Annotated in this window: 23 protein-coding genes, 1 tRNA gene and 1 riboswitch; of the genes, 13 read left to right on the plus strand and 11 right to left on the minus strand. The window is 72.3% G+C overall.

What is annotated here, in order from left to right:
• Window positions 1-15 precede the first annotated feature (15 nt).
• Window positions 16-1,278 carry a helix-turn-helix domain-containing protein gene (locus ACWCRA_RS11470; protein ID WP_451067309.1) on the minus strand — a complete coding sequence of 421 codons (1,263 nt, stop codon included), beginning with the start codon at window positions 1,276-1,278 and terminating at the stop codon, window positions 16-18.
• A gap of 377 nt (window positions 1,279-1,655) precedes the next feature.
• On the opposite strand from ACWCRA_RS11470, the gene ACWCRA_RS11475 reads away from it, so the two are divergent.
• The 4 genes from ACWCRA_RS11475 (at window position 1,656) to ACWCRA_RS11490 (ending at window position 4,345) form a co-directional block, all read left to right on the plus strand.
• Window positions 1,656-1,847, plus strand: a complete 192-nt coding sequence (locus tag ACWCRA_RS11475) for a hypothetical protein (RefSeq protein WP_451067310.1) — start codon at window positions 1,656-1,658, stop codon at window positions 1,845-1,847.
• A 115-nt stretch (window positions 1,848-1,962) separates the two neighbouring features.
• Complete coding sequence (tgmA, locus tag ACWCRA_RS11480; protein WP_451067311.1) at window positions 1,963-2,253, plus strand: putative ATP-grasp-modified RiPP; 291 nt, start codon at window positions 1,963-1,965, stop codon at window positions 2,251-2,253.
• On the plus strand, window positions 2,253-3,257 hold the full coding sequence (locus tag ACWCRA_RS11485) for an MvdC/MvdD family ATP grasp protein (protein ID WP_451067312.1): 1,005 nt from the start codon (window positions 2,253-2,255) through the stop codon (window positions 3,255-3,257). Before tgmA ends, ACWCRA_RS11485 begins: the two co-directional genes overlap by 1 nt.
• Window positions 3,254-4,345 carry a methyltransferase domain-containing protein gene (locus tag ACWCRA_RS11490; RefSeq protein ID WP_451067313.1) on the plus strand — a complete coding sequence of 364 codons (1,092 nt, stop codon included), beginning with the start codon at window positions 3,254-3,256 and terminating at the stop codon, window positions 4,343-4,345. The genes ACWCRA_RS11485 and ACWCRA_RS11490 overlap by 4 nt, the downstream gene beginning before the upstream one ends.
• A gap of 63 nt (window positions 4,346-4,408) precedes the next feature.
• Here the strand turns inward: ACWCRA_RS11490 and ACWCRA_RS11495 are convergent, their stop codons facing one another.
• The 4 genes from ACWCRA_RS11495 to ACWCRA_RS11510 all read right to left on the minus strand — a co-directional run bounded on the left by ACWCRA_RS11495 (window position 4,409) and on the right by ACWCRA_RS11510 (window position 6,272).
• Window positions 4,409-5,020 (minus strand): DUF4352 domain-containing protein, encoded by a 612-nt coding sequence (locus tag ACWCRA_RS11495; RefSeq protein ID WP_351550602.1) that lies wholly within the window; start codon window positions 5,018-5,020, stop codon window positions 4,409-4,411.
• A gap of 489 nt (window positions 5,021-5,509) precedes the next feature.
• The gene (locus ACWCRA_RS11500; RefSeq protein ID WP_351550600.1) at window positions 5,510-5,746 is read right to left on the minus strand and encodes a hypothetical protein; all 237 of its coding nucleotides are present in this window, start codon (window positions 5,744-5,746) and stop codon (window positions 5,510-5,512) included.
• Window positions 5,747-5,790: 44 nt separating this feature from the next.
• Entirely contained in the window at window positions 5,791-5,988 is a 198-nt protein-coding gene (locus ACWCRA_RS11505) for a hypothetical protein (protein ID WP_351550597.1), read from the minus strand.
• Window positions 5,985-6,272 carry a hypothetical protein gene (locus tag ACWCRA_RS11510; protein ID WP_451067314.1) on the minus strand — a complete coding sequence of 96 codons (288 nt, stop codon included), beginning with the start codon at window positions 6,270-6,272 and terminating at the stop codon, window positions 5,985-5,987. The genes ACWCRA_RS11505 and ACWCRA_RS11510 overlap by 4 nt, the downstream gene beginning before the upstream one ends.
• Window positions 6,273-6,871: 599 nt before the next feature.
• On the opposite strand from ACWCRA_RS11510, the gene ACWCRA_RS11515 reads away from it, so the two are divergent.
• A complete protein-coding gene (locus ACWCRA_RS11515) occupies window positions 6,872-7,984 on the plus strand; it encodes a helix-turn-helix domain-containing protein (RefSeq protein WP_451067315.1) in 1,113 nt (370 codons plus the stop codon).
• A 12-nt stretch (window positions 7,985-7,996) separates the two neighbouring features.
• Window positions 7,997-8,575, plus strand: coding sequence for an HD domain-containing protein (locus ACWCRA_RS11520; protein WP_451067316.1), 579 nt, complete (start codon window positions 7,997-7,999; stop codon window positions 8,573-8,575).
• A 77-nt stretch (window positions 8,576-8,652) separates the two neighbouring features.
• On the opposite strand, the gene ACWCRA_RS11525 is transcribed toward ACWCRA_RS11520, so the two are convergent.
• Together ACWCRA_RS11525 and ACWCRA_RS11530 are read right to left on the minus strand one after the other, a co-directional pair.
• A complete protein-coding gene (locus ACWCRA_RS11525) occupies window positions 8,653-8,979 on the minus strand; it encodes a 4a-hydroxytetrahydrobiopterin dehydratase (RefSeq protein ID WP_351550584.1) in 327 nt (108 codons plus the stop codon).
• Window positions 8,980-9,189: 210 nt separating this feature from the next.
• Complete coding sequence (locus tag ACWCRA_RS11530; protein WP_451067317.1) at window positions 9,190-9,879, minus strand: HNH endonuclease family protein; 690 nt, start codon at window positions 9,877-9,879, stop codon at window positions 9,190-9,192.
• Window positions 9,880-10,099: 220 nt separating this feature from the next.
• On the opposite strand from ACWCRA_RS11530, the gene ACWCRA_RS11535 reads away from it, so the two are divergent.
• The 7 genes from ACWCRA_RS11535 to ACWCRA_RS11565 all read left to right on the plus strand — a co-directional run bounded on the left by ACWCRA_RS11535 (window position 10,100) and on the right by ACWCRA_RS11565 (window position 16,255).
• Window positions 10,100-10,327 carry a hypothetical protein gene (locus ACWCRA_RS11535; RefSeq protein ID WP_351550578.1) on the plus strand — a complete coding sequence of 76 codons (228 nt, stop codon included), beginning with the start codon at window positions 10,100-10,102 and terminating at the stop codon, window positions 10,325-10,327.
• A 153-nt stretch (window positions 10,328-10,480) separates the two neighbouring features.
• Window positions 10,481-10,897, plus strand: coding sequence for a YciI family protein (locus tag ACWCRA_RS11540; protein WP_351550575.1), 417 nt, complete (start codon window positions 10,481-10,483; stop codon window positions 10,895-10,897).
• 51 nt (window positions 10,898-10,948) lie between these two features.
• Entirely contained in the window at window positions 10,949-12,220 is a 1,272-nt protein-coding gene (locus tag ACWCRA_RS11545) for an RNA polymerase sigma factor (RefSeq protein ID WP_451067318.1), read from the plus strand.
• 167 nt (window positions 12,221-12,387) lie between these two features.
• Window positions 12,388-13,134 carry a MerR family transcriptional regulator gene (locus ACWCRA_RS11550; protein ID WP_351550571.1) on the plus strand — a complete coding sequence of 249 codons (747 nt, stop codon included), beginning with the start codon at window positions 12,388-12,390 and terminating at the stop codon, window positions 13,132-13,134.
• Window positions 13,135-13,329: 195 nt separating this feature from the next.
• A tRNA-Met gene (locus tag ACWCRA_RS11555) sits at window positions 13,330-13,403 on the plus strand.
• 196 nt (window positions 13,404-13,599) lie between these two features.
• Window positions 13,600-14,787, plus strand: a complete 1,188-nt coding sequence (locus ACWCRA_RS11560) for a PP2C family protein-serine/threonine phosphatase (protein WP_451067319.1) — start codon at window positions 13,600-13,602, stop codon at window positions 14,785-14,787.
• Between the two features lie 223 nt (window positions 14,788-15,010).
• A riboswitch (cyclic di-AMP (ydaO/yuaA leader) is annotated at window positions 15,011-15,167 on the plus strand.
• Window positions 15,168-15,178: 11 nt separating this feature from the next.
• Window positions 15,179-16,255 carry a M23 family metallopeptidase gene (locus ACWCRA_RS11565; RefSeq protein WP_451067320.1) on the plus strand — a complete coding sequence of 359 codons (1,077 nt, stop codon included), beginning with the start codon at window positions 15,179-15,181 and terminating at the stop codon, window positions 16,253-16,255.
• A 95-nt stretch (window positions 16,256-16,350) separates the two neighbouring features.
• On the opposite strand, the gene ACWCRA_RS11570 is transcribed toward ACWCRA_RS11565, so the two are convergent.
• From ACWCRA_RS11570 to ACWCRA_RS11585, 4 genes are all read right to left on the minus strand, one after another.
• Window positions 16,351-17,778 (minus strand): PrsW family intramembrane metalloprotease, encoded by a 1,428-nt coding sequence (locus tag ACWCRA_RS11570; RefSeq protein ID WP_451067321.1) that lies wholly within the window; start codon window positions 17,776-17,778, stop codon window positions 16,351-16,353.
• Between the two features lie 74 nt (window positions 17,779-17,852).
• A complete protein-coding gene (gene trmB, locus ACWCRA_RS11575) occupies window positions 17,853-18,638 on the minus strand; it encodes a tRNA (guanosine(46)-N7)-methyltransferase TrmB (protein ID WP_351550565.1) in 786 nt (261 codons plus the stop codon).
• Between the two features lie 407 nt (window positions 18,639-19,045).
• Window positions 19,046-20,224, minus strand: coding sequence for an L-2-hydroxyglutarate oxidase (gene lhgO, locus ACWCRA_RS11580; RefSeq protein WP_351550763.1), 1,179 nt, complete (start codon window positions 20,222-20,224; stop codon window positions 19,046-19,048).
• A 175-nt stretch (window positions 20,225-20,399) separates the two neighbouring features.
• Window positions 20,400-21,836: an MFS transporter gene (locus ACWCRA_RS11585; RefSeq protein ID WP_351550562.1), complete on the minus strand. Its 1,437-nt coding sequence runs from the start codon at window positions 21,834-21,836 to the stop codon at window positions 20,400-20,402.
• Window positions 21,837-22,541: the final 705 nt, after the last annotated feature.

Genomic DNA, 22,541 nt, shown 5'->3' on the forward strand with positions numbered 1-22,541 from the left:
GGGCCGCTCCTTTGCTCAAGGGTTTCCATCGGCGAGTGGCTTGAGGGCCTGGACGAGGCGCCCGCCGATGGGATCGTTCCGCCAGCGGCTCATGCTCTCGCGGAGGGTGTCCAGTTCCTTGCGGTGGCGGGCGGAGCGTGTCTGGGCGGCGATCCCGGCCGATTCGGCGGCCAGGGTGACGGCGTGCTCGGGCTCTCCGGTGGCGGCGTACGCGGCGGCCTGGCGGGCGAGATAGACGCCGGTGTCGCGGCGGGCGGCCGGGGGCATGTCGGCGTTGATCCGGTCCCAGATGCACAGGGCCTCCTCGTGCAGCCCCATCCGTCCGTAGCAGGTGGCGCGCTGGACCTCGAAGAAGTACGCGTTGTGGTGGACCCCGCCCCAGGGCACAGCCGGATCTGCTGCGTCGACTACCGCCGACGCCTCGTCCAGGAGCCGGTCCACGGCGGTCCGTTCGCCGAGCAGCGAGTGGCCGTGCGCCTGCTGGTGCATGAGATTGACCCGGATGCGGGGGGAGAGCCGGTGTCGCTCGCTCAGCCCTTGTCCGCAGAGATCTACGGCGGCCCGGCCGTCGCCCAGGTCGGACCGGAGGCGGGCCATGTTGGAGAGGATGTACGCGGTCAGATCGGCGTTCCCGAGCATTTGGGCGTCCATCTGGGCGATGCCGTGCCAGTACGCGGTGGAGTCCCACAGTCCGGCGTCCTGGTGGAGCCATCCGGCCAGCGCGGCGTAGGTGACCCCCACCTGGATCAGCTCTTCCCGTACGGTGCCGCCGGCGGCCCGGGTGAGGTCGCTGATCAGCCGGTACTGCTCGGTGACGGTTCCGATGAGGTCGCGGGGGCCGAGCATCATGTCGGCGGCGTAGTGGCCGCCGAGCTGCTGGTAGAAGTAGCCGACCAGGGCCGGGTCGATGTCCCGGGGCCTGAGGTCGGCGGGGCCCACCATGCCGAGCGCTGCCACCGAACCGGCGGCCAGGAAGCTGCGGCGTTCCATGGAAGATCCCTCCTCCGCGTGGCGCAGACGGGTGGGGTGTCCCGGCGGGGGAGTGAAGCCGAGGTGTTCGGGGCCGAGGCCGAAGGCCGCGCGCAGGGCGGCGGCGGTGTCGGGCCGGGGCCAGCCGGGTCGGTCGGACTCCCAGCGCCGGTAGGTGCGCACGCTGACGGTGAAGTACGGGTCGCCGAGCGCGAGCCGGCCCGCCGTGCTGATCTCCTCGGCCGCCTTCTCCTGGGACAGCCACCCACGGTCGAGCCGTGCCGCCCGCAGCCTGTCGTTGGTCCTCACCGTGTCCCCTTGCGCTCGGCCTCTCCAACGTAGCGCCCAACTGATCGACTCATACCCGGCGTTACGGGTGTTCGGTGCGTCTGTTCGAAGTGGCCGCTCAATGGCCGCTCTGTGGCCCGTCGGGCTTCCTGGTCGCCTGGTGGGATGGGGCGGTTACCTGGAGTGGTCAGCCACCCGCCACCCAGGGAAGAGGTGAAGCCGGTGTCCCGACCCCCCTGCGCGGACGCCGCACACGAGAGCCCCCGGGCGTCTGGGCCCCGTACCGACGACCGGGTACGGCCCTCCGAGGCCGTGCGGGCGTTTCGCAGCCGCCACGGTGACCCCACCCGCTGGACAGCCGAGGAGCGGACGGTGGTCCTCTCCCTGGGCGGCGCGCGATGAGCGGCAGGCATGCCGCCGACCGCCCCTCGCGCCCTGGTCTCGCCACCCTGTTACTCGGCGTCATCGGTGTCGTACCGCCCTTCCTCGTCCTCACCCCGCAGGTGATTGACGCGGCTTCGCCTATGAAGCCCACGCCGGTCTTCGCCGCCGACATCGGGCCGGACTCGGAGCCGTCCGCCACTTCCTGAGACTGCCCCGGGCAGGGGACAGACCCACCTGCTGGACCTTTGTCCGCGGCGCACACCCCTGGCCCATGGCCAGGGGAACCGCCCGAGCACCACTACGACGAAAGGGGAACCCTTCATGTCGCTCCTGCTGGAACGTGTTCCGTCCCTGTCCCACGAAATCGCCGCTGAGTCGGCCGGACCTGCCGAGACGCGGCCGTTCGGGCTGGACAGCCTGACCAACCCGGTTCCGGTCACCGGCCACCGTCCGGTACTGACCGTGGACCCGGGCACCCAGCTCTCCCTGGTCGACGGCCTCCCGGCCGGCGCCCACCCCACCATGAGCAAGACGTCCTGCAACACCGAGTCGGACGGCAAGGACGCCATCGCCGTCGACACGGATCAGAACGACGACGAGTACGACGACTGATGACGTTCCGCGCCAGCCAGAGCACGCGCGGCGGACTCCCGCCGCGCGTGCTCGTCGTCACCCACGCTCTGGACCCCACCGCGGATTTCGTCCTGCGGGAGCTGAACGAGCGACGGGTCCCGTTCTGGCGGACCGACCTCGCCGACTTCCCCACCCGCACCACTCTCCGTACGGAGCTGGGGGCTCACGGCCGGTGGACCGGTACCCTGCGCGATGACGCCCGGGGCATCGACTTATCGGAGCTGCGGGCGGTGTGGTGGCGCAAGCCCACCGTTCACGAGCTGCCGGAGTCGATGAGCGGTCCGGAGCGCCGCTTCGCGATCGGGCAGGCCAAGCGGGCGGTTACTGTCCTCGGCTCGCTGCCAGGGGCGCTGTGGGTGAACCGACCTCAGGCGAACGTCGACTGCACCAAGCCCGTCCACTTGGCCGCCGCCGTCGCCAGCGGGCTCCAAGTGCCCGAGACCCTGATCACCAACGATCCGAACGCCGTGCCGCCGTTCGCCCGGCGCTGCGGCGGGCGGATCGTGACCAAGGTGCTGGGCGGGATCGTCCACACCGAGGGCGGCACCCGGGGCCAGCTCTACACCCGCCGTGTCCCCGAAGAGCAGTGGCGCGACCCCCGGATCGCACTGACCGCGCACCTTTTTCAGCGGGAGATCACCGACCGGGCGTACGAGGTCCGCGTCGCGGTCGTCGCCGGACGGCTGTTCGCCGCCGCGATCCACGCTCCGGCCGGGCACACCGGCCCGGACTGGCGCCAGGACTCCGACGCCTTCACCCACACTGCCATTGACCTGCCCGCCTCGATCGTGGACGCGGTACGCGAGATGATGCGCCGCCTCGGCCTGGTCTTCGCCGCCCTCGACTTCATCGTGGACGGCCAGGGCGCGCATTACCTGGTCGACGTCAACGCGGGAGGCCAGTGGGCCTGGATCGAACCCACCCGCGAATCGATCACCCACGCCATCGCCGATCTTCTCCAGAAAGGCTCCACCCGCCGATGACCAGCGCTTTCACGGATCAGGCCGCCACCGAGGCCCGCCGTACCCTCGCCCAGACCCTCGCAGACGCGGGCGACCTCACCGACCCGCAATGGCGCCGGGCCTTTGAAGACGTCCCCCGGCACGTCTTCGTCCCGTACTTCTACGCACCCTCCGGGGACCGAGTCTCCGGCGACGAACGATGGTTCACCGCCGTCCACGAGGACCGCAGCCTCGTCACCCACCGCACGGACGGGGCCGCGACCTCGTCCAGCTCGCAGCCGTCCCTCATGGCCACCATGCTCGAAGCGCTCGCCGTGACGGACGGGATGAGCGTGCTGGAGATCGGCGCCGGCACCGGCTACAACGCCGCCCTTCTCGCCCACCGCCTCGGCGACGATCACCTCACCACCGTCGACATCGCCGAGGACATCACCGGCCCCGCCCGCGAACGCCTGGCCGCCGCCGGGTACCACCCGACCGTGATCACCGGCGACGGCTCCCTCGGCGCCCCCGACCGTGCCCCCTACGACCGCATCATCGTCACCTGCGGCCTGTCCTCTGTCCCCCCGGCTCTGCTCCAGCAGCTCACGGACGACGGCTTCCTCCTCGCCCCCCTCGGCAACGCCCTCGCCCGCATCCACCCCACGGGCCCGGGCACGGCCACGGGTCGCTTCCTCCCCCACGGCGCTTTCTTCATGCCCCTGCGCCACACCCTGACCGACGGCGTCCCGACCCGCCGACCGCCGTTGCCCACCGGCCCCGGCCGCCCGTCCACCCTCCCCGCCGAGGCCATCGCCGACAACCACTTCCGCTTTCTCGCCGGCGTCGCCGTCCCCGGCCTCACCTGGCAGTACGACCTGGGCGAGAACGGTGAGATCACGGGAGCCCGGGTCTGGCACCCTGACGGCTCGATTGCCCAACTTCACCCCGACACCACGGCCGCCGAGACTGGCTCCCGTCCCCTCTGGACCGCCCTTGAAGACGCCCACCGGACCTACCTGATCGCCGACTGCCCGGGGCCCGATCGTTATGGCATCACCATCAGACCCGGCGAACAGTGCGTCTGGCTCGATAACTCCGACGGGCCAACGTGGGCCTTGACCAAGTGACGATCGTGCAGGCCGTGACGTTGAGGAGGGCGCCGCCGTAACTGCTGCGGCTACTTCGGCTTGCTACTTCGCGGGAACGGTCCACTCCAGCGGTATCTCAACGGAGGCTGGTGCGTACACGATCGTCGCGGGCCGGTCTTTCGCAGGCACTGCGAATACGACCTTCCCCTTTACGCACTTGCCTGCGGTCAGCTTTGTTTCCACCGCGTACTCCGGCTTGGGGAAGTCGTCGTAAGTGGTACTCGACGGCTCGATTCGGCTGCCGTCTTCATAGGACAGCGTCCAGTTCATCGTGGTGGCGTAGAAGGACCCCTTCACGCTGCACGACTTCAGTTCGACGGCAGCCCACTCGTAGCCAGTGGTGCCTGCGTCCTCGTCTGCGCTCACGATCGATTTGACACCTTGGGTATATCCGAGGACGGCTTCGGAGCCCTCGACTGCCTCGTCAGCGATGGTCCCTTCGTACTCCCATGCTTGCCCGATGCTTCGGGTCGGTTCTGCTATGGGATCCTCGGTCGGTTCTTCAGTGGGCTCCGGCTCGGGCGCTGAGGTTGCGGCCTTTGCTGGCGTGCTGGCAGCGGCGGCAGGCTTGTCGGGATCGGAAGCGGAACCGCATCCGGTGACAAGAGTGAGGAGAAGCACAGCGGGGACCGTGGCCCTGGTATATCTGGTCATCCCGCTATGGTGTCGGGCTTGGTGGCCACCTGCGGGTGGTGTTTCCGGACCGTGATCGGTTCTTCCTCGGTGGTGTCAGCAGGGGTTGCTGCATGCGTGAGCGGATGCGCCAGCACAGGGCACTCGGAGCTGGATCGGATGGCATCGGTGGCCCTACTGACTGGGCTAATGGGGCCGGGCACTGAACGGAAAACCCCGATCAGTACAAGATCGCCAGGTCTTTTACTCCGTTGGCTGTGGGTTCGAGTCCACACGGCCTACCGATCAACCCCGGGTCAGACTCCGTCTGGCCCGGGGTTGCGCTCTTTGGGGTCGCCCGCAGGACCTGGGCCGATGGCCTCTCCGCCCGCCGGGCCCTCGCGGTCAGCGGGTCGGCTGCTCAGCCCGTTCCGCACCCGGGGCTGGAGTGGTGTGCGATATGCCGCGTTCCCGCAGCCGCCGTTCGGGATGTCCGGGCAGCCCCGGCGGCCCGGCACGGGCGGGGGCCGATCACGCGTCCTCCATGTGTCCGCAGGACGAGCAGACGTGCAGCTCTCGCTGGAGCCACATCGTGCCGGCGCACCGGGGGCACCCCGAGGTGTGGATTCCCTGGGGGCCCATGAGCGGCGGGTCCGGTGTCGCCTCGGCGTAGGTGATGATCCGGGCCCGTGCGCGGTCGTCGTCGGTGCGGGCCATGCGGAGGAGGTGGGCCACCCTGTCGCGGGCTTCGTCGGCAAAGGAGGTCATCGCCCGGGCAGGCTATCGAGCGGCGGGCGCCTGAGGGCAGGGGTTCACTCGGTCGTGTGGCGGGTGTCGTCCGGGGCTGGTGCGGGGGTGGACCGGCGGTCGTCGGCGCGGAGGCGGTCCGCGACCTCCCATCCGTGGCCGAGCAGGGAGATCACGCAGATGGCGGCGACGACCCAGGCGCCGAAGTCGTCGGGCGGCCGGTGGGTGCGCGGACGGCCCGGGCGGCGGGGCGGACCGTTCACAACGGTCCCTCGGGTGGTGCGACCGGCACGGGGATCATGGCGCCGGTGCCGGTGTCCAGCCACCGCAGCCGCGCCGCCGGCCGGCGCAGTGCCTCGGCGAGGAGCAGGGCCGCGCCGGCGGGGATCAGGCCGATGTCGACGAACGCGCCGCCCTGGCGGGTGACGGTGGGCTCGATCGATCGCCACACCCGCTCGGGCACGTCGGCGCCGGCGAGGGCGTCCTGGAGGGCGCGGGCCGCGGTGTCGGCCACCGCGCGGGCACCGCGGTAGGTCTCCATGTCCATCAGGACGGCTCCTGGGCCGGAGTTGCCGCAGCCTGTCGGGGCTCGCGTACGGGCGTACGGTCGCTCGGAACCGCCGGGCGGGGCGCCGCACGGCGGAGAGCCTCGGCAATCCGCTCCGTGACCTCCGCACTGGGCGCTCCGAGGGAGACAAACGCGCCACCGCCTCGTGTCACGACCGGGGCGACTTGGCGCCAGGTTCTCTCAGGGACGCCGAGCCCTGAGAGTGCGCCCTGCATGGCGCGGGTCGCCGCCTCCGCGCGGTCACGGCTGTCGCGCCAGGTCTCCCTCTCCGTCAGGTCACCGGATCGGAGCCGGTGACGACCGTGGTCCTCGATGACCCGGACCGTCCATGTGCCCCCCACGGGGATGAGCCCTGAGATCCGGCCTTCCGTGCTGTCCATTGGCCCCTCGCTGATGTGAATGGCATCGAGAGGTACCCGAGCGTGCTCGGGTCCCATGACCAAGGGTGGTCATGGGGGCATCAGCCCCACTACGCTGCCTTGCCTGCTGTCACTGATGACATTAGGTAGCCGCGACAACCTCTTGTAGTGACTGCGAGTACGGGTACGGGCCCGCCGCGGACGGGTTGAGGGGACGCCATGAGGCAGCAGGCGAGTGAAACCCCGACCGGTGGTCAGGGAACGCGTGGGAGGGGACGCGCGGGCGTCATCTCGGGCTATGTCTTCCGGGTCGTGCGTGAGCAGTCGGGGCATACGCAGGACAGCCTTGCCGAGCTGTTCGAGGTGGCTCCGGACACGGTCGCCGGCTGGGAGACAGGACGTCGGCCCCTGACTTCCCTGCAGGTGGGCCAGACGCTCGCACATCGCCATCGGCTCCTGGAGATGGGCACGGCGCCCGCCTTGCTCGCGGTCCTCGAACGCGCGATGGAAGCCGATGTGCTGCTGTCCAGTGTGCTGGAGGACGAAGCGCCCACAGGCCCCAACCCGCTCGGGGCATGGGTCGTACAGCGCGACCTCGTAGAGGTACTGACCTGGCCCCTCAACGGCATCCCACCCGGTCCCGTGCGCGACCTCCCGGTGCCCCCTCGCCCGCGCCGCGGCCCGGTTCCCCCGGCACCGGAGCTTCCCGCGGTCGACCGGCGCCGCTTCTTCAGCCGTATGCGGGAGACGGCCGAGCAGACCCGGGAGGGCCGGGACTTTCTGCTGCGCCGACAGGCCCTCTACCTTGCTGGGTTCGATCAGCGCGCCGACACCTCCGAGTGGCTGGCACACCAGCAGGAGAGCGAGCGGCCGGACGACTGGCTGACGCAGTGGCTCAACTCCCGCTCCGTCGCCGCAGTGGCCGCGCGCCAGGGCGACCGGGACCGAATGATCCATTTCATCGGCACGCTGGGCGACAACGACCGGGCCGAGGCGGCGAACCTGAACTACTGGGCGTACTGGGTGGGTGAGTCCTCACATGTCCAGCTGTCGGACGACTTCATCGGTGAGGCGGCGGGACCTTGGCACGGTGACCGGCTGATGGCGCACCTGGTCCGCGGTCTCGCGATTCGGCACGGCTTCTTCGACCTCAACGTCCATACCCTCTGGACGCTGCTCGCCGCGCGCCCGCGCCTGTTGCGCGCACCGTCGGCGGCCGGGCAGATCCTGCGCGAACGCCTGCCGGTGATGTTGGATGACTCCCAGCTTTCGCCGCGTGCTCGGCGGGAGCTGGAGGGCATCCGTTACGCAATCCACCTCTCAGAGGCGTGAAAGGGAATATCTGTGGGTGATCAGGATCTGGCGGACGTGGCCCACTTCCTGTGGGAGGCGGGCACCTTGAAGTCCGCTCGCCGAACGGGCTGGTGGATGGCCGGCGTCCGTGACCCCGAGAGCGTCGCCGAGCACGCGTGGCGTACGTCCGTCATCGCCTCGGTCATCGCGACCCTGGAGGGCGCGGACGCCGCGCGGGCCGCCCATCTGGCGGTGTGGCACGACTCGCAGGAGACCCGCACCGGCGATGTGAACCACCTCGGGAAGAAGTACGCGACCCCCGGTGATCCCGAGGCGGTGACGGCGGACCAGACCGCTGGTATGCCAGAGGTGCTGCGTGCTGCGATCCGCGCTGTCGTGGCCGAGTACGAGGCACGCGAGACACCCGAGGCAATCTGCGCACGCGACGCGGACAAGCTGGAATGCATGCTGCAGGGCTTGGAGTACAAGTCACAGGGGTACGAGGCGGCCCAGCGCTGGGTCGACAACAGCCGGGCCCGGATCGTCACCGAGTCCGGTCGGCTGCTCGCCGACCAGCTGCTGGTTCAGGCACCTCTCGACTGGCTGCGTGGGGCGATGGGCGAGCGGTGATCCGGGAGCGACATCGGCCGACGAGGGGGTGCCCCACCCCTCCCCAGAGGTGAGGCACCCCCCCCGCCGCCCCCGGTTCACCCCCCGGCCGCCCGGGCGCCGTGTTCCTTCGCCAGGGTGGTGATCCGGGCCGCGAGCGCGGTGTCCAGGGCGGTGATCGCGTCTCCGGCGTCGTGGGTGTTGAGGCCGAAGGTGATCGTCGCGTACAGGATGTGGATGTCCGCGTGGTGGTTGCTCTCGTCCTCGGCCCCGGCCACCGCCGCGTACAGACCCGGCAGCGCCCCCCGGTCCGCCGTGAAGCCCGCGGTGAGCCTCCCCTCCCGCACGCTCCATCCGGGGAGCGCGGCGAGAGCCTGGTCGATCTCGGCTTCGGTGAGGGGGGTCGGGGTGGGGGTGGCCGGCATGGTGGGCTCTCCTTCGGGTCGGGATCGGGCGGCGATCGGCTGAGGGGCTTCGGCGAGCCAGTGGCCGGCCGATGGGTGGTTCCTCCACCTGCTCATGCCCCGTCACGGCAGGTCCACTTCCCCCTGCCGCACGGGGGAGGGGAGCGGGCCGGGCCGGGCCGTGGACCGTACCGGACTCCGGAGCGCCGGCGGCGGGACAGCCCCGCGGCTCTACGGCGCGGGCTCGTAGGTGACCGTCGTGCCCGGGCACCCGGCGGCGAGCAGGAAGAGGCGGTCCTGTTCGGCCTCGTCCACCGTCAGGTTCCAGCGGAGCTTGGTGCCGGTCCACTCCGCGAGGTAGCGGCAGTGGGTGTTCTCGGCCGGGGGGAGCCACTGGGCCGGGTCCTGGTCGGACTTCTGGCGGTTGGTGCGGGCGGTGACCGCGATCAGGGAGGTGGCCGCGCCCTGGTCGTTGGCGTAGGCCTCGCGGCGGGCGGGGGTCCAGGCGGAGGCGCCGCTGTCCCAGGCCTCGGCGAGGGGGACCATGTGGTCGATGTCGAGCGCGCCGGCCGGGGTGACGGTCAGGCCGTCGTAGTACGAGAACCAGGAGCCGCCGGTCAGGGCGCAGCGGGCGCCGACCGAGGGGGGTTCGACGGCCTCGGCGATCAGGACCTCCGCGCGGGTGTTGCAGCCGTCGTCCGGGTCGAGGCCGGTGTTCCAGTGGCGGAAGGAGTCACGCTCGTACCCCGTGCGGTCCTCGGTGGTGACGGCGAGACGGCCCACCGCCACGCCGATGGCCGCGGTCTCGGGCGCGCGGGCCGCCGCAGGGGTGGAGCCGGCCGCCCGGGCGGGGGTCAGGAGGGTGAGGGGCAGAAGGGCGAATGCGGCGGCCGCGGTGGCACGCCTCCAGTTCTTGATCACGACACCGGAGATACGGGCAGATCACCCGGAAGTGGGCCAACGAACCGAACTGCTGCGCCATATGGGGGTGCGGGTTCACCCGTTTGTCCGCTTCTGTCTGCCGCTGGTGTTCGGCCGTCCGCTCACCGGGTCAACGCGCCCTCCCCGGCCGGACGCGCTCCTTGTGGGTCATCCCCGGCCCGGGGCCGTGACCCGCGCCGCCCGCCGACGTTGACCCGGCATGACCAAGACACAGCGCATGCTCGCCGCCGCCGCCCTCGCCGCCGGTGCCTCCGTCCTCTCCGTCTCCGGTGCCTCCGCGGCGCCCGCGCCCCCGGCCGCCGGCCCCGTCGAGCAGGTCACCGGCGGCATCAACCAGCTCCACCAGCTGAACGCCCTGATGGAGGTGCCCGCCCAGCTCGCCACGCTGACCGACCCGGTCACCGGCCTGGTCGGCGCCGTTCAGTAGCCCCCGTATCCCCCGCCGGCTGGCCCCGGGCACGCGGAACCCCCAGAATTTCCCGCGAGTGCGCCGAGACCTGTCGAGAACCCGTCATCGGCTCCGACGTCCCCTGTGAGAGCCGCCCACAAGGGGCGGCCACCACAACCGAGGAGCGACATCATGAAGTATCTGGTGATGGTTCAGGGCACCCAGGCCGACTATGAGGCCATGGCCGGCAAGGCATCCCCCCACGCCCCGGCCTGGAGCGAGCAGGAGCTCCAGGCGATGTTCGCGTACATGAGCGCCATCAGCGACGACCTCGCCGACTCCGGTGAGCTGGTCGACTCCCAGGGGCTCACCGCGCCCGCGCAGACCCGGCATGTCACCGCCGGCCCCGACGGGCGGCCCGTGATCACCGACGGCCCCTACGGCGAGACGAAGGAAGTCCTCGCCGGGTACTGGGTGGTGGACTGCGAGAGCCTGGAGCGGGTCACCGAGATCGCCGCCCGGGTCACGCGCTGTCCCGAACCGGCCGGCACCCCCGTCCACGCCGTCGTCATCCGGCCCATCCAGGACGGTGACGGCGGTGAGGTCTGACCGCGACCGCGGGGAGTCGTCGGCGGGCGCGGACACCCGCTCCGCGGGCGCATGACCGAACCGGACAGCACCGCCGGCACCGACCGGACCGCCGGCACCGACCGCACCGCCGGCACCGAGGACCTGCTGCGCCGCCACGCGCCGCAGGTCCTCGGCGCGCTCGTGCGCCGGTACGGACACTTCGGCCTCGCCGAGGACGCCGTGCAGGAGGCGCTGCTCGCCGCCGCCGTGCGGTGGCCCGCCGACGGCGTCCCCGGCAACCCCCGGGGCTGGCTGATCAGGGTCGCCGCGCGCCGTCTCACCGATCTGCTGCGCGCCGAGGAGGCCCGGCGCCGCCGCGAGGAGACCGCCGCCGCCCTCGCGCCCCCGCTCCCGGACGGGGGCGCGCCGGGGGAGAGCCGCGTCCCCTCCGAGGACGACACGCTCACCCTGCTCTTCCTCTGCTGCCACCCCGCACTCGCCCCCGCCGCCCAGATCGCCCTGACCCTGCGCGCGGTGGGCGGGCTCACCACCGCCGAGATCGCCCGCGCCCACCTCGTACCGGAGCCGACGATGGCGCAGCGCATCAGCCGCGCCAAGCAGCGGATCAGGGGCGTCCCCTTCCGGCAGCCCCTGCCCGAGGACCGTGACCAGCGGCTCGCCGCCGTGCTCCAGGTGCTGTATCTGATCTTCAACGAGGGGTACACGGCGACCTCCGGCCGCGCCCTGCACCGCGCCGACCTCGCCCGCGAGGCCATCCGGCTGACCCGCCGCCTCCGCAGGCTGCTGCCCCGGGAGGGAGCGGTCACCGGACTGCTCGCGCTGATGCTGCTCACCGACGCCCGTTCGGCCGCCCGCACCGGTCCGCGCGGCGAGCTGATCCCGCTCGACGAGCAGGACCGGGGCCGCTGGGACCGGCCGGCCGTCGAGGAGGGCTGCGCCCTGGTCGAGGAGGCCCTCGGGCAGGGGCCCGCCGGGCCGTACCAGCTCCAGGCCGCCATCGCGGCGCTGCACGACGAGGCCGGTTCCGCCGATGCCACGGACTGGCCGCAGATCCTCGGGCTGTACGACCTTCTCGTACGGCTCACACCCGAGCCGATGGCCGCGCTGGGCCGGGCCGTGGCGGTGGCGATGGTCCACGGGCCCGAGGCGGGGCTCACCGAGGTCGCCTCGGTGGAGGACCGGCTCGCCGGGCACCACCGGCTCGACGCCGTCCGCGCGCATCTGCTGGAGCGCGCGGGGGACGCGGAGGGCGCGCGGGCCGCCTACCGGCTCGCCGCTCAGCGCACCCTCAGCGTGCCCGAGGCGAACTATCTGCGGATGCGGGCCGCCCGGGTGCGGTGAGCCGTCGCCGGACCGGGGCGCGGCCACCGCCGGACCGGGACCCCGGGGGCAGAGGGTGTCCCGGAGTCCCGGGGTCCCGGAGTCCCGGGGTCCCGGAGTCCCGGAGTCCCGGAGTCCCGGACATCCGGCTTGACCTTGACGCAACGTCAAGATCTAGCGTTCGGGCCATGGAGTGGTCGATCCAGGAAATCGCCCGGCGCGCCGGGACCACCAGCCGCACCCTGCGCCACTACGGCGACATGGGGCTGCTCGAACCCAGCAGGGTCGGTGCCAACGGATACCGCTACTACGGGCCCGATGCCCTGGTGCGGCTCCAGCGGATTCTGCTCCTGCGCGAGCTGGGCCTCGGCCTGCCCGCCATCGCGGAGGTGCTCCGGGGCCAGCGGGACACCGCCGCCGCGCTCCGGGCCCATCTGGGCCTCCTGGAACAGGAGCGCGAGCGCATCGGGCGGCAGATCGCCTCGGTGCGGACCACTCTGCACAAGACCGAGAGAGGGGAACAGCTCATGGCGGAGGACGTGCTCGACGGCTTCGACCACACCCGGTACGAGCGGGAGGTCACCGAGCGCTGGGGCCGGCGGGCGTATCAGCGCGGCGACCAGTGGTGGCGCTCGCTGAGCGAGCCGGAGCGCCAGGGATATCTGCGGGAGCAGAAGGGCATCGCGGCGGACTTCGCCCGGGCGCTGGCGGACGGCGAGGAGCCCGGCGGCGAGCGGGCGCAGGCGATCACCCGGCGCCAGTACGGATGGCTGTCGGCGATGGACGCCCCGTCGAAGTGCCATTTCATCGGACTCGGTGAGATGTACGTCACTGATGAGCGGTTCGCGGCCCACTACGAGCGCCATGGGGAAGGGACAGCTGCCTTTGTCCGGGACGCGATGAGGATTTTCGGCGAGCGGGAACTGACCGACTGACCGGCCGCCGCCTCCCCGGCGGGACAGCCGGATGGGGGTGGCGAAGAGGGTGAATTCGGTGCATTAGGTGGGGGTCGGGGCGGGAAATCCGGCCCCCGCAGGCCGGGAACACCCCGGAAATGAGGGCTCGCTCCGCGCCTCCGGGGGAAAGTGGGGAGAAGCGCGCTCCGGATGGCGTAAGGTTGTGTTCAACGACGCGGGGTGGAGCAGCTCGGTAGCTCGCTGGGCTCATAACCCAGAGGTCGCAGGTTCAAATCCTGTCCCCGCTACTGAAAGACCGTGGCCCGGCACTTCTCAGGAAGTGCCGGGCCATTGTCGTATGCGCGCGTCCTCGGCCCCCGCCCGGTGTATCGCCCGGTTGGACGGCGGCGGCTCGCCTCCCCGCGCGGTTGCCGCGACCCTGGGAGGGGCGCGGGAGACGTGTCCGCAGCCGTCGGCGGGCCGGAACCGGTCGGGAGAGCACCCTTGGCGCAGGAACAGCTCAGTGGATACGGCGCGCGCCGCTTTGTCCGGATGCTGCCCGTGCTCATGATCGTCGGCGGCTTCGTCTTCGATCTCGCCACCCCGCAGCGGTTCACCGCCGCGCCGATGTTCGCGGCGGCCCCGCTGATCGCCGCACCCTTCTTCTCCTGGCGCACCACCCTGCTGACCGGGCTCGCGGCGACCGCCGGGGTGATCGGGCTCCACTTCTACAAGGAGACGCTGGACGAGCCCACGACGTACACGGAGCTGGTCACCGTCGTCACCGTCTCCGGTCTGGCGCTGCTCATCAACCGGGTCATCCGGCGCGGCAACGAGCGGCTGGCCTCGGCGCGGGTCGTCGCCGAGACCGCCATGCGGGCCGTGCTGCCCACCCCCGCCGAGCGGATCGGCGGGTTCCGGGTCGCCGCGCGCTACGAGGCGGCCGTCGCGGACGCCTTCATCGGCGGCGACCTCTTCGCCGTCCAGGACACCCCGCACGGCGTACGGCTGGTGCTGGGCGATGTCCGGGGCAAGGGGCTCGGCGCGGTGGAGGCGGTCGCTGTCGCCATCGGCGCCTTCCGGGAGGCCGCCGAGCAGGAGACATCGCTGGAGCGGGTCACCGGCCGGCTGGAGCGGGCGCTGAACCGCGAGGCCGGCCGGCGCGAGACGCTGGACGCCGTCGAGGCGTTCACCACCGCCGTCCTCGGCGAGATCCCGCGCTCCGGCGGCGTCGTACGGCTGGTGAACCGGGGCCACCCGGCCCCGCTGATGCTGTACGGGGACGGGGGGCTCGGCCCGCTCGAACCCCGCGAGCACGCCCTCCCGCTCTCCATGGGCGAGCTGGAGCCCCGGCCGGACCGGGCGGACGAGTACCCGCTGCCGCCCGGCGCCACGCTGCTCCTCTACACCGACGGGGTCTCCGAGGCGCGTGACGCGCACGGGGTGTTCTACGACCCGGCCGCGCGCCTGCGGGGCCGGATCTTCACGGGGCCGGGGGAGCTGCTGGACGCGGTACTGGACGATGTGCGGCGGCACACGGGCGGGGGCGCCACGGACGACATGGCCCTGCTCGCGCTGACCAGCCCGGCGACGGCCCCCGAACCCGGTCCCGAACCCGGTCCGGTGTCCGGCGGCGGCGATGGCGCCGGCGATGGCGGGAACCGGTCGGGCCGCCCTTCCCACGGTGCGTAATCAGAGGTCACCCCTCCGACAACGACTGATAACAATTGATATACCGTCAGTTTCGGCGCGGAGGCTGACTGCCGCTCAGGTCGCCCGAATCCGGCTGCTTGTGTCCCGTTAAGTCCATGGCAAAGAGTTTAAAGATCACTCGGAACAACTTGGAATCCGGACCGCGTGTCTATTAACGTTCGATAACGCAGCGCGGTCGTCCCAGCCGCCGTCAGGGTGGCGCCGCGCGCGTGCGCCGAATCCCGCAAGGGAACCGGGGAACCACCCATTGGGGTGAATCGGACATCGTCCACCGTTCAGTTCGCGGTGAGCGCTGCCCGTAGGAGACCTTCCTGCTCCGAACCCGTCAGCTAACCCGGTAGGCGATAAGGAAGGAAAGGAGTACGCCTCAGTGGCGTCAAACAGGCCTGCCCCGGAATCGCCTTACACGACTGCGGTCTTCAGCGAGGACGGGGCCGAGCGGTCCGTCGGTGAGTGGAACCCCACCGCGGAGACCGTCCGCCCGGTGCGCGGCCGGCACCGCCACCGTGTGATGAAGCAGCGCGGTGGATTCGCCCGCAGCTCCACCGTTCTCGGTGTCGGTGTGATCGCCGCCGTCGGCGCCGGTGGCATCGCCACCGCGCAGAACAAACCCGCCATCGCGATATCCCTCCCCGACGTCGACTCTCTTCCCGGCGTCGGCGCTTTCATGTCCGAGGACGCCGCGGACGGCGCCGAGGCGGACCGCGAGCGGACCGCCGAGTACGAGACCATGGGCCTCGCCGCCCAGGAGGCCCAGCCCACCGCGGCCGAGGCCCTGCGCTCCCGCATCCTGGAGCAGGCCGAGGACCAGCAGGCCGGTGCCGCCGAGGCAGCGCGGGCCGCCGCCGAGCGCGACGCCGCCGAGAAGGCCGCCGCGGCGGCCGAGAAGGCGGAGAAGGAAGCCGAGGCCAAGGCCGAGGCCGAGCGCGAGGCGGAGCGGAAGGCCAAGGAGAAGGCCGAGGCCGAGGCCAAGGAGAGGGCCGAGCAGAAGGCCAAGGAGAAGGCGGCGGCCGAGGCCGAGGCCAAGCGCGCCGCGCAGCTCGCCGGCAGCTACGCCCTGCCGACCTCCTCGTACACGATCACCGCCACCTACGGTCAGTCCGGCTCCATGTGGTCCTCGGGCCAGCACACCGGCCTCGACTTCGCGGCCCCGGCCGGCACCCCGGTCAAGGCCGTGGGCGGCGGCACCGTCAAGTCGGCCGGCTGGTCCGGCTCGTACGGCTACCGCATCGTGCTGCAGCTCTCCGACGGCACCGAGGTGTCGTACGCGCACCTCTCCTCGATGACCGTGGGCGCGGGCCAGCAGGTCTCCACCGGCGAGACCATCGGCCGGGTCGGCTCCACCGGCAACTCCTCCGGCGACCACCTCCACCTGGAGGTCATGACCCCGGGCGGTTCCGCCATGGACCCGATGGCCTGGCTGCGCAGCAAGAACCTCAACCCCTGACGGCTCCCTGAGGGGTCCCCCTCACCGGCCGCGGAACCCCGGCAGCCCTGGCATCCACCCCCCATGCCAGGGCTGCCGGTCTTTCCCGGGCGGACTCAGCGGCGGTACGGGTTGTACCCCTCGTAGTCCCGGTACGGCGGCGGCACCCGGACCCGGCCGGTCGCCCGCGCCGCGTGGATCAGCGCCGGGGACGCCGCGTCCTTCCGCTGCCACATGTGGTGGAGCAGCTCCTGCTCCCGGGCGACGAAGTCCGGGCCCGCCGCGCCCCGGCCGGCCCGGTGGCGCAGAAACGCCAGCGAGGTGGCGAACCGCTGGTACTCCGACACCGTGTGCGCCGCCGCCGGACCTCCCGTGCGCCGGGCCACATCACGGGCCAGGGCGCGGGCCTTCATCGACGACAGCGCCGGCGGCTCCGCCGGGGCGAGCCAGCCGGCCGCCGCGTAGGCGGGCAGTTCGGACGCTATCGTGCGCAGCTCCCGCTGCCGGGTCCAGATCACCAGCCAGGTCAGCAGCGCGAACGCGGGAACCATGAACGCCCCGTACACCGCGTAGAAGCCCCAGGGGCCGAGATACGACGCCGAGCCGTTCCACAGCGCGTGCACGGCCATCGACAGCAGCAGCCCGAGCAGCGGCAGCGCGGTCCTGCGGAACCGGCGGTGGCGGGCGGCCAGGGCGGCGGCCCCGAAGCCGATGCCGGTCAGCACGGTGAAGAGGGGGTGGGCGAACGGCGACATGACGATACGGACGAAGAAGGTCGCGGCGGTCACCGACTCCAGGCCCGACTGGCCCAGCTCCCGGTCCTCACCGAACGCCGTGCCGAGGTAGAGGATGTTCTCGGTGAAGGCGAAACCGGTGGCGGTGAAGCCGGCGATCACCACGCCGTCCACGATTCCGGTGAACTCCCGGCGGCGGAAGAAGAAGATCAGCGCGATGGCCACGGCCTTCGCGCTCTCCTCGACAATGGGCGCGATCACCGTGGCGCCCAGGGTGTCCGCGCTGGTGGGGTCGGCGGTGGCGGTGGCGATCCAGCGGATCGCGAAGGAGTTCGCGAGGATCGCGACCAGGGCGGCGGCGAAGGCGCCCCAGGCGAAGGCGAAGATCAGATTCCGCCAGGGGCCCGGTTCGACCCGGTCCAGCCAGCGGAAGGCGGCGGCGAGCAGCGGTACGGGGAGGGTGGCCAGCCCCAGGCCGACGAGGAAGCCCTGGGTGCCGGTCTCGTCCCGGACCAGCGCGAGGATCACCAGGGCGCACAGGGCCAGCACGGTGATCGGGAGACCGGCCCGGAGCGCCTTGCTCTGCCAGAGCCGGGCGGCCCGGCGCGGCTTGTAGCGCCAGCGGGCCCGCTCGGGCACGGCGTCGAACACCGGCTGCCGCGCGCAGGCGGGGACGGCGGGACCGGGGGTGGGAGCGGTCGCCGGACGCGGGGGCGGAACGGGGGCGGGGGACGGCTCCCCGTCCGGCTGGAGGGGTGGCGCGTTGGACGGCGGACGGGGCTGCGGGTGATGGGGGAGCGGCTCGGACACCCAACGACCCTAACGACGCCCACTGACACCTGGCGACGCCGTCTCGGCGCCCACCCTGCCGCGAGACGCCGCGTCTACCGCCCGGGAAGCCGTTCGGGAAGCCGCTCGGTCCGGCTGAACAGCAGGTCCCGCACGGTGTGGCCCTTGTCCAGGCCCTGGCCCTCGAACCGGGTCAGGGGGCGGAACGCTGGGCGGGGCGCGTAGCCGCCGTCCGCCCGGGTGTTCTCGAAGTCCGGGTGCGCGGAGAGCACATCGAGCATCTGCTCGGCGTACGGCTCCCAGTCGGTCGCGCAGTGCAGCACCGCGCCCGGCCTGAGACAGCGCGCGGCGAGGGTGAGGAACTCGGGCTGGATCAGCCGGCGCTTGTGGTGCCGCTTCTTGGGCCACGGGTCGGGGAAGTAGACGCGGAGGCCGTCCAGCGAGGCGGGGGCGAGCATCTCGCGGAGCAGGATGATCGCGTCGCCGTTGGCGACGCGGATGTTGGAGAGGCCGTTCCGCTCGGCGAGGCCGAGGAGATTGCCCTGGCCGGGGGTGTGCACATCGACGGCGAGGATGCCGGTGCCGGGGTCGGCGGCGGCCATCCGGGCGGTGGCCTCGCCCATGCCGAAGCCGATCTCCAGGACGACCGGGAGGCCGCCGAAGGTCTCGGTGAGGTCGAGCACACGGTGCCCGTCGATCTCGATGCCCCACTGCGGCCAGAGCCGCTGGAGCGCTTCCCCCTGTCCGGTGGTGACCCGGCTGCGGCGCGGCTGGAAGCTGCGGATGCGCCGCTCGTGGTGGGAGCCGGCGGGGTCGGCGACGGGCCCACCGGGGAAGCGGGGGGTGGGCGGGGCGTGGGTGTGGTTTCGCGTCTCGGACACAGTTCCTGAATTCTACGACCCCCTCGCCCCCTCGCGAGAGCCCCGCGACCCGCCTCCGCGCATCACGGTCAGCCCGAGCCCTCCCAGCGGGTCCGGCCCACTCAGCCCGTCCGGCGTTTGAGGACGGACGCCGCACCAGGGGTGGCCCGAGCCCTCCCAGCGGGTCCGGCCCACTCAGCCCGTCCGGCGTTTGAGGACGGACCCTGTGCGACAGGACCCCGCATCCTGCGGACCCGGGTCGGGGGCCAGCCCCCGAACCCCGCTCCTCAATCTCCCCCAGAGCTGCCTCTGGGAGGTGCCCCCAGAGGGGCCGGACCTCGTGCCTCGGCTCCCCAGCGGAGCTGCCCCCCACCTCCCGGAGGCAGCTCCGGGAGAGACCAAGCCCCACCCCCCCCGCCCCCAAAATCTCAGAGGTGCCGCAGCACCCGGCGGGCCACCTCCCGGCCGATGGGGAGGGACGCCGTCGCCGCCGGCGAGGGCGCGTTCAGGACATGCACCGCCCGCGCCGTCTCCTTGATCAGGAAATCGTCCGCCAGGCTCCCGTCCCGCAGCACCGCCTGCGCCCGCACCCCCGCCGGGGCCGGCCTCAGCACCCCCTCCGTCACCGAGGGCAGCAGCCGCCGGACCGCCGTCGTGAAGGCCCGCTTCGAGAGGGAGCGGTACACCTCCCCCGCCCCGTACCGCCAGTGGCGGCGGGCGAGCCGCCAGGTGCCGGGCCAGCCCAGGGTGGTCGCCAGCTCCCCGGGACGGATCACCGCCGCCCGGTACCCCTCCCGGGCCAGGGCGGGCACCGCGTTCGGCCCGACATGGACGGAGCCGTCGATCCCGCGCGTCAGATGCACCCCGAGGAAGGGAAACGCCGGGTCGGGGACCGGATACACCAGCCCCCGCACCCGCTCCGGCTCCGTCAGGTCGTAGAACTCGCCCCGGAAGGGAACGATCCGCATCCCGGGGTCGTCCCCGGTCAGCCGTGCCACCCGGTCGCAGTACAGCCCCGCGCAGTTCACCAGGACCCGGGATCTGACCACGGTCCCCGAGGCGGTCCGCACCGCCACCCCCCAAGGGCGGCGGTCCACCGCGACGACCTCCTCGCCGCAGCGGATCGCGGTGCCGGCCGCGTCGCACTCCGCCGCCAGCCGGGCCGCCACCGCCCCGAAGTCGCACACCCCCGTCGTCCCCACATGGATCGCGGCGAGCCCGCGCACCTCCGGCTCGTACTCCAGGATCTGCGCGGGGCCCAGCTCCCGCACCGGGATGCCGTTCTCCCGGCCGCGCTGGACCAGGGCGTGGAGCCGGGGCAGCTCCTCCCGGCCGGTGGCGACGATCAGCTTTCCGGTGACCCGGTGGGGAATGTCGTGCTCCGCGCAGAATTTGATCATCTCCGCCGCGCCCCGCACCGCGAACCGCGCCTTGAGCGAGCCCGGCCGGTAGTAGATCCCGCTGTGGATCACTCCGCTGTTGCGGCCGGTCTGGTGGCGGGCCGGGGCCGGCTCCTTCTCCAGGACGGTCACCCGGGTGCCGGGAGCCGCGCGGGTCAGGGCATGGGCGGTCGACAGACCGACGATCCCGCCGCCGATCACCAGCACGTCGCAGTCGAAGGCACCCCTCCGCCCGCCGTCGCCGGAGCCGCCGCCGGCACCACCGCCGGAACCGTCCCTCTCCACCGCCACCACGCCACCTCCCACCCCGATAGTGCACCGGCCCACTGACAACGGCCCGGTACCGGGTCCCCCCTCCCGGCCCCGGAGCCCCGCTGAAGCGTTACGCCGGGGTCATCAGCAGCGGGCGGGCCCGCTCCCGCAGCTCCACCACCCTCGGCTCGTCGCCGTACGGCTCCAGCCGGTGCAGCAGATCCCGTACGTACTCCGTGGTCCGCGCGGACGAGATCCGGCCCGCGACCTCCACCGCCCGGGTGCCCGCCGCGCAGGCCGCGTCCAGGTTCCCCGACTCCAGCTCGGCGACGGCGCTCACCACCAGCCGCAGCCCGTGCGAGCGGACGAACTCCTCGGTGGGCCGGGAGAGCGCCTGCTCGGTGAAGCGCCGCACCTGCCGGGGCGCCTTCAGATCGCGGTAGCACTCCGCCGCGTCCGCGCAGAACCGGTCGTACGAGTAGAAACCGAGCCAGGTCGGGTCGGGGTCGCCGTCCCGGGAGCGCTCCAGCCACCCCTCGGCCGCCTTCAGCGCCGCACCGGCCGCGACCGCGTCATTGGCCTTCGCGTGCGCCCTGGCCTCCACCAGCCGGAAGAAGCTCATGGTGCGGGCGGTGGCCAGGCCGCGGTTGCGCTCCAGTGCCGCCTGGGCCAGGTCCACGCCCTCGTCGGCGAAGCCCCGGTAGATCGACTGGAGCGACATCGAGGCCAGCACATAGCCGCCCAGGGGGACATCGGCCGCCGCGCGGGCGAGGCGCAGCGCCTGGATGTAGTACCGCTGGGCGGCCTCCTGCTGGCCGGTGTCGAAGGCCATCCACCCGGCGAGCCTGGTCAGTTCGGCGGTCGCGCCGAAGAGGGCGCGGCCCACCTCGTCCGAGTACGAGGAGAGCAGTAAGGGCGCCGCGTCCACCCGCAGGCACTCGGGGACCATGGACGAGCGCCAGTCCCCGCCGCCGTACTTGGAGTCCCAGCGGCGGGCGTCCTCGGCCGCCTCGCGCAGTTTGGCCACATCGCTGTGGCCGACGCGGGCCGGCGTGTCGTCGGGTGAGCCCTCGCCGGGCGGCGGGTCGGGGAGGCGTTCCACCGAGGAGTCGGCGGGTGTTATCAGCCAGCGGGAGGCGGGGGTGGCGTAGGCGCTCACCGCGAAGGACCCGGCCAGGGACTGCCAGATCCCGCCGCTGCCGGCCCGCCGGCCCGCGAGGTCGAGGCGGTACAGCTCGGTGGCCGACTTGACCGCCGCGCCCACGTCGCGCGGGAAGGCGAGCCCGACCTCGGGCGCCGGGTCGGCGTCCGCGAGCCCGATCTCGTGCAGGGGTACGGGACGGCCGAGCTTGGCGCCGATCGCGGCGGCGATGAGATGGGGGGCGGCGCCCTGGGGGACCATGCCCTTGGAGACCCACCGGGCGACGGAGGTCTTGTCGTAGCGGAGGGTCAGTCCGCGCTGGGCGCCCAGGTCGTTGACGCGCCGGGCGAGGCCGGCGTTGCTGATTCCCGCGAGGGCGAGAACGGTGCCGAGCTTTTCGTTCGGCCCGCGTTGCTCCCTGGACATGGCCCACCCCTCGACACACAGACGGCCGCCGCGTCGCTGTCCGGCGCGCGGCATTCGTACCGAGTCCTCGCCGTCGGGCGGCTTCCGGCCCCCCGGTGCGGCCCCGGTCGCAGAAGTGCCTGGCCGGGCCCGCGGAATATGCCCGTAGGTTCAGAACATCAGTAAACCCAGCGTAGTTCGCCGCATCCCGACCGTTAAGGGGCGGAGTTCCGTATGGCGAGATTGTTGTGCGTTGGGGATGTGCGGTCGCGGAGGCGGTGCGGGGAGGGTCGTGGCGCGCCCTGGCTGAGCCCCGGTTGTGTGGCCGTGCGCCTGTGTGTGCGCTCTGTCCGGAGTGTCGGGGAAGAGCTTCCATGAGTGCTGCGTGGGTCGGTCCACTGCGTACTGGAACCAGTGGGCTGGGGGACACCGCCGTCTTCAATCCCCGCGGGCGGCGGACCGGTCCGGGAGGCGCAGCCCGCCTCCCGGACTGCTGTGTGCCCGCGGCGGTCCCGGGCGGCGGAAGTTCCCCTGGGGTGGTTCGGGGGCTTCTGCGCTGCCTTCGATCTTCCAGAGATTGTCCGAATATCGACTGTCTCCGTTAAGCGTTTTGTTCGTTTTGTGCTCGGCGTGACCGATCCGCCGTTCCCCGGACCGCCGTCAACCCGGACCCGCCGGGGGCGCGTTCACTTTTTGCTCGTGCTACCCGGCGGCGCGTCCGTGCGC

This window comes from Streptomyces sp. NPDC001889 (assembly GCF_053594535.1).

What these genes read in the sequence shown, in the direction of transcription:
- ACWCRA_RS11475 (WP_451067310.1), top strand. Translation starts at nt 1,656, where the DNA reads ATGAGCGGCAGGCATGCCGCCGACCGCCCCTCGCGCCCTGGTCTCGCC.
- tgmA (WP_451067311.1), top strand. Translation starts at nt 1,963, where the DNA reads ATGTCGCTCCTGCTGGAACGTGTTCCGTCCCTGTCCCACGAAATCGCC.
- ACWCRA_RS11485 (WP_451067312.1), top strand. Translation starts at nt 2,253, where the DNA reads ATGACGTTCCGCGCCAGCCAGAGCACGCGCGGCGGACTCCCGCCGCGC.
- ACWCRA_RS11490 (WP_451067313.1), top strand. Translation starts at nt 3,254, where the DNA reads ATGACCAGCGCTTTCACGGATCAGGCCGCCACCGAGGCCCGCCGTACC.
- ACWCRA_RS11495 (WP_351550602.1), bottom strand. Translation starts at nt 5,020, where the DNA reads ATGACCAGATATACCAGGGCCACGGTCCCCGCTGTGCTTCTCCTCACT.
- ACWCRA_RS11500 (WP_351550600.1), bottom strand. Translation starts at nt 5,746, where the DNA reads ATGACCTCCTTTGCCGACGAAGCCCGCGACAGGGTGGCCCACCTCCTC.
- ACWCRA_RS11510 (WP_451067314.1), bottom strand. Translation starts at nt 6,272, where the DNA reads ATGGACATGGAGACCTACCGCGGTGCCCGCGCGGTGGCCGACACCGCG.
- ACWCRA_RS11515 (WP_451067315.1), top strand. Translation starts at nt 6,872, where the DNA reads ATGAGGCAGCAGGCGAGTGAAACCCCGACCGGTGGTCAGGGAACGCGT.
- ACWCRA_RS11525 (WP_351550584.1), bottom strand. Translation starts at nt 8,979, where the DNA reads ATGCCGGCCACCCCCACCCCGACCCCCCTCACCGAAGCCGAGATCGAC.
- ACWCRA_RS11535 (WP_351550578.1), top strand. Translation starts at nt 10,100, where the DNA reads ATGACCAAGACACAGCGCATGCTCGCCGCCGCCGCCCTCGCCGCCGGT.
- ACWCRA_RS11540 (WP_351550575.1), top strand. Translation starts at nt 10,481, where the DNA reads ATGAAGTATCTGGTGATGGTTCAGGGCACCCAGGCCGACTATGAGGCC.
- ACWCRA_RS11545 (WP_451067318.1), top strand. Translation starts at nt 10,949, where the DNA reads ATGACCGAACCGGACAGCACCGCCGGCACCGACCGGACCGCCGGCACC.
- ACWCRA_RS11550 (WP_351550571.1), top strand. Translation starts at nt 12,388, where the DNA reads ATGGAGTGGTCGATCCAGGAAATCGCCCGGCGCGCCGGGACCACCAGC.
- ACWCRA_RS11585 (WP_351550562.1), bottom strand. Translation starts at nt 21,836, where the DNA reads ATGTCCAGGGAGCAACGCGGGCCGAACGAAAAGCTCGGCACCGTTCTC.